This window comes from Planctomycetota bacterium (assembly GCA_038746835.1).
GTDB lineage: Bacteria > Planctomycetota > Phycisphaerae > Tepidisphaerales > Tepidisphaeraceae > JBCDKH01.
On sequence record JBCDKH010000241.1, the window covers coordinates 1 to 4,764 of the forward strand.

4 protein-coding genes are annotated in these 4,764 nt (G+C 65.7%); 2 read left to right on the plus strand and 2 right to left on the minus strand.

The window, feature by feature from the left end; genetic code table 11:
- Positions 1-310 (plus strand): hypothetical protein (locus AAGI46_15865; GenBank protein MEM1013684.1); only part of this gene is annotated, 310 nt, incomplete at its 5' end.
- Positions 307-3,198, plus strand: a complete 2,892-nt coding sequence (locus AAGI46_15870) for a glycosyltransferase (protein MEM1013685.1) — start codon at positions 307-309, stop codon at positions 3,196-3,198. The genes AAGI46_15865 and AAGI46_15870, both read left to right, overlap by 4 nt.
- 12 nt (positions 3,199-3,210) lie before the next feature.
- Here AAGI46_15870 and AAGI46_15875 read toward each other — a convergent pair whose 3' ends face one another.
- Complete coding sequence (locus tag AAGI46_15875) at positions 3,211-4,506, minus strand: PilT/PilU family type 4a pilus ATPase (GenBank protein ID MEM1013686.1); 1,296 nt, start codon at positions 4,504-4,506, stop codon at positions 3,211-3,213.
- A gap of 51 nt (positions 4,507-4,557) precedes the next feature.
- Positions 4,558-4,764 (minus strand): heavy-metal-associated domain-containing protein (locus AAGI46_15880; protein ID MEM1013687.1); only part of this gene is annotated, 207 nt, incomplete at its 5' end.

The following is a 4,764-nucleotide window of genomic DNA, read 5'->3' on the forward strand; positions in this document are numbered from 1 at the left end:
CATCGAGTTCTTCCCGAATGCTGCAATCGGAAACGCTGTCCGCGTCATCGGCGGGCCGTACGAGGGCGTCGAGGGCGTCGTCGCCCGACACGATGAGTCAGACGATGTCGATGAGCTCAAGGTCGTCTTGAAGGTCTCGATGCTCGGCGTTGGAGCGATGGTGCGTGTGGCACCAAGCCTGCTCGTGCCGGCCGACCAGAAAGTCACCGGCACGCCCAAGGGTCGGCAGAAGTTCGAACTCGTCGAGCCGGCCCCGCGCGTCATCGCCAAGCCAGATCGCAGTCGACTGCAAAGGCGGGTCGCTTCGTGAGCCCCGAAACACGCGAGATCCTTCTGCTGATTGCGACGCTCCCGATGGGCGTCGTGCTGGGGCTCGTCGGTGTCATGCTCGCGATTCGCTTCGGGGCACAGTGGGGCCTGATTGACGAGCCTGGACCGCGCAAGGTCCACCGCCGCAGCACGCCGCGTACCGGCGGCATTGGCATTGCCGCGGCGACGCTGGTGACGGCCGCGGTCGCGCTCGGGCTGTCCGGCCTGGAGCGCGAACAGCTGTTCGTCTGGATCGGGCTCGGTGCGGTGTTGCTGGTCGTGCATGCCGTCGGGTTGCTCGACGATGCGGTCTCGCTGCCCGGGCACTACAAGCTGATCGCCCTCGTTTGCGTTGCCCTAGCGGCGTGCGGTATTGGTGTCCGGCTCGACAGCATCAACTTCGACACGGGCAAGCTCGCAACCGCGGACCTTGGTGTGGCGGGTTGGTTTCTGACGATCGCGTGGATCTGCGGCATCACCGTCGCCATCGCGTTCTCCGACGGTCTGGACGGTTTGGCGGGCGGCGTCGGTTTCATCGTGGCCGCGTTCGTTGCGTTCGTCGCGGTGGCTGCGCAGCAGTATGACGTTGCGATTGCAGCGCTGGCTTTCGCCGGAGCGTTGGCCGGGTTTCTCTACTTCAACGGTCCCTGGGGCACGTCCGGCCGGGTCTTCATGGGCGACGGCGGGAGCATGTTCCTCGGCGTGGCCGTCGCGTCGTTGCCGTTGGTGCTCAACAGCCGTGAGGGCGTTGGGACGATGCGTGCGGTCGTCGTGCCCGCCGCGGCGATGGGCGTGCCGATCCTCGACGCCGGACTGACGCTGATCCGTCGACGCGTCCTTCAGCGGCGCAGCCTCTTCGCCGCAGAAGACGGCCACGTCCACCATCGTCTTCTGGCGATCGGCCTTTCGCAGAAGCACGCGGTGTTCGTCATCTGGGGCGTGAGCTTCCTTGCCGGGGCGATCGCACTGGTCGCCGCCCACTTCGGCGACGGCTGGGCGACGCTGTCGATTCTCTTCCCGTTCCTGGCGCTGCTGTTCCTGTTCCTCTTCCGAACGGCCGGGAGTGTCCGTGGCCGTGAGACAATCTCGATGATTCGTCGACACCGCGCCGCCGGCCGGCGTGGCAAGGGCTACCGCAAGGCGTTCGAAGAGGCGCAGCTTCGCCTCGCCAAGGCCGCGGACTTCGGCGAGTGGTGGCGCGAGACGTGCCACGCCGCGGAGTTGCTCGACTTCGCCTCGCTCAAGCTTTCGTCGTCGAAGCGGGATGGCTCGCCGTACGAGATTGCGTGGACCAACGAGTCGGAGACGCTTGACGAGCGGCTCATCGATGCGACGACGGTTTCGGTCTCGCTCGAAGTGCCTCAGCGTCGACTTGGTGACGGCTCGCCGCTGTCGCTGTGCGTGGAGGTCTACGTCCATCCGTCCAACAGCCCGCTCGACCTCGAGCCCGAAACGCGTCCCGTCGCCGACCTGGAGCTGGCCGGACATCGGATCACGTACTTCAACCGTCTGCTGACCGAGCACGGCCTGGCGACGCTCGACAACGAAGACCGTGCACGACTCGCTAAGGCCCACAAGCGCAGGCTCGCGTCGTCACCGTCGGCGGACGGCGGGGCATCGACCAACGGCCAGTCCGAGGCACGCGACGGCGCCCCATCGGTCGCGATCGTCCACGACTTCCTCTACACGCGCGGTGGGGCCGAGCGTGTGTTGGAGCAGATGCTGCAGGTTTTCCCGCACGCGGACCTGTTCAGCGTGATCGACTTCGTCCCGGAGAACGAACGCTCGTGGATGCGCGACAAGCGTGCGACGACGACGTTCATCCAGCGACTGCCTCTGGCCAAGTACAAGCACCGGGCTTATCTGCCGCTCATGCCGATGGCGATCGAGCAGCTGGACGTGAGCGGCTACGACGTTGTCCTCTCCAGCAGCTACTGCGTCGCCAAGGGCGTCATTTGTCGGCCCGATCAGTTGCACGTCAGCTATTGCCACAGCCCCGTGCGCTATGCGTGGGACATGCAGCACCAGTATCTCGCCGAGAGCGGCCTCGCGTACGCAGGCCGGCGTCGTGGGCCGATCAAGCTGCTCAAGAACGCGGTCGCAAGGAGCGTGCTGCACTACATCCGGCAGTGGGACTTCCGCAGTGCGGCCGGCGTGGACGTCTTCCTGTCCAACAGCGATTTCGTCGGCCGACGCATCGAAAAGGCGTACCGCCGGCCCAGCACGACCGTCTATCCGCCCGTCGACATCTCGGCGTTCAAGTCGCACGCGGACAAGCAGGACTACTATTTCACCAGCAGCCGCATGGTGCCGTACAAGCGGATGCCGCTCATCGCCGAGGCATTCACGCAGACGCCCGAGCGACGCCTGGTCATCGGCGGGGACGGGCCGGATATGGAGAAGGTCAAGGCCGTCGCCGGGCCGAACGTTCGCGTCGTCGGCCACCAGAAGCACGAGGAACTCGTCCACTACATGCAACGCGCCAAGGCCTTCGTCTTCGCGGCCGAGGAAGACTTCGGCATCGTGCCGGTCGAGGCAATGGCTTGCGGGACGCCCGTCATCACCTACGGCCGCGGCGGGGCGACCGAAACCGTCATCGACGGCGTCACTGGTGTCCACTTCGATCGCCAGACACCCGACAGCCTGCTCGAAGCCGTCAAGCGATTCGAGGTGCTCGACAACGAAGGCCGCTTCAACGCTGAGGCGATCACACGCCACGCCCAGCAGTTCGGCGAGAAGCGCTTCCGCGAAGAACTCAACGACCTGGTCCTTTCACACTGGAAGACCCGCACCGGTGCCGTCGAAGAGGCCGGGGTCGAAGAGGGCGAGATGGCCGACGTGAAGGACGACGCCCCCGAGGAGGGGCGTGTACCCGAGCGGCCGCTTTGAGTTTGATGGCGGTCAGGTCAGCCGGTTGTCGCTGTTGCCGATGCCGCGGAGCGCGAGGTTCAGCGCGTCGACATTGGTCGCAAGACGCTTGGCCTCGTTGACGTCGATGATCTGCTTGTGGAAGAGCTCGGTCAGGTGCTGGTCGAACGACTGGTTGCCGGCCTCCTTGTTGCCGACGATCGACTTCAGCTTTTCGTACTCCTTTTCCATGATGTAGCGACGCGCTAGCGGCGTCATGTACATCACCTCGACGACCGGCACCCGGCCCTTGCTGTTGCGCTTCTTAGCGAGGCGCTGACAGAACACGCAAGCCAGGTTCGTCGCCAGCTGCGTGTTCATGAGGTCGGCCTGCTGACTGTCGAACAGGGCGACAACGCGTTCGATGGTCATCGAGGCGTTCGTTGCGTGGACCGTCGAGAAAACCAGGTGACCCGTGTCGGCCGCTCGCAGGGCGGTCATGAGGCTGAAGCCGTCGCGAATCTCACCGATCAGCATCGTGTCGGGGTCCTGCCGCATAGCCGCGCGGAGGGCGTGGTCGTAGCTGGAGGTGTCGGTGCCGACTTCGACCTGGCTGACGAGGCTCTTGTTGTCTTGGTGCTCGAACTCGATCGGGTCTTCGACGGTGATGATCCGCTCCGAGCGACTGCGGTTGATCTTGCCGATGATCGCCGCCAGCGTGGTCGACTTACCCGAGCCGGTGGTTCCCGACACGATGACCAGTCCGCGATAAAGATCGGCCAGCTTCTGGATCTGGGGCGGCAGAGCGAGGTCGTCGAACTTCGGGATGACGGTGTTGATCTTCCGCAGCACCACGGCCGCCTTGCCGCGGCTGTGGAAGCTGGCCACGCGGAAGCGGGCGATCAGTTCGTCCGTTCCGTCGGCCTTCTCCTTGCCGCCCGACTTGTAGAGCGCGTAGCTGGTGTCGCAGGAGCCCTTGTCGAGAAACTCCTGGAACTTCTCATCATCGCCGGCCAACTCCTTGACGAAGCCGACCATCATCTCGTTGTCGGGCTGGCCGCAGTCGAGGAACCGGAGCCGGCCGTCGACGCGGATGACCGGCGTCGAATCGGCCTGCAGGTGAAGGTCGGAGCCGCCGACCTGGACGACGGACTTCAGGAACTGCCGGAGGCTCGGCACCTTCGACGCCGAACCATTCCGGCTGGCGGCGGCGACTTCGGGATTGGGTCGGCCTTCCTGGGCGTGCGCATCGGTCTCGATGTGCATGGTGTCGCCCGGCTCATGACGGGCGGCCTCGCGGGCTTCAGCTTCGGCGTCATCGAGCACGTCATGAGGCGGGGCAGTAGCCATGTCGCCCGCACTGTATCAGCGACCGTTGCCCAGCGACACGGGACACGTTCGTCAGGCCGAGCCCCGGTTCCGATTCCCGTCCACGCCGGCGACGCTGCCGCCGAGGTGGTATTCGCCGCAGCGATAGCCCGTCTCCTCGACGGCCGCCATCAACTCGTGGGCGGCGACGCGGTGGGCGTCGTAGATCACCGACGCCTGCCCGCTGGGGAAGTCGACCTCCGCCTCGCGGACGCCCGTCACGGCCTCGAGCCCTCGCAC

Bases quoted from the DNA above. Each gene is read 5' to 3' on its own strand.
- AAGI46_15875 (MEM1013686.1), bottom strand. From the start codon at position 4,506: ATGGCTACTGCCCCGCCTCATGACGTGCTCGATGACGCCGAAGCTGAA.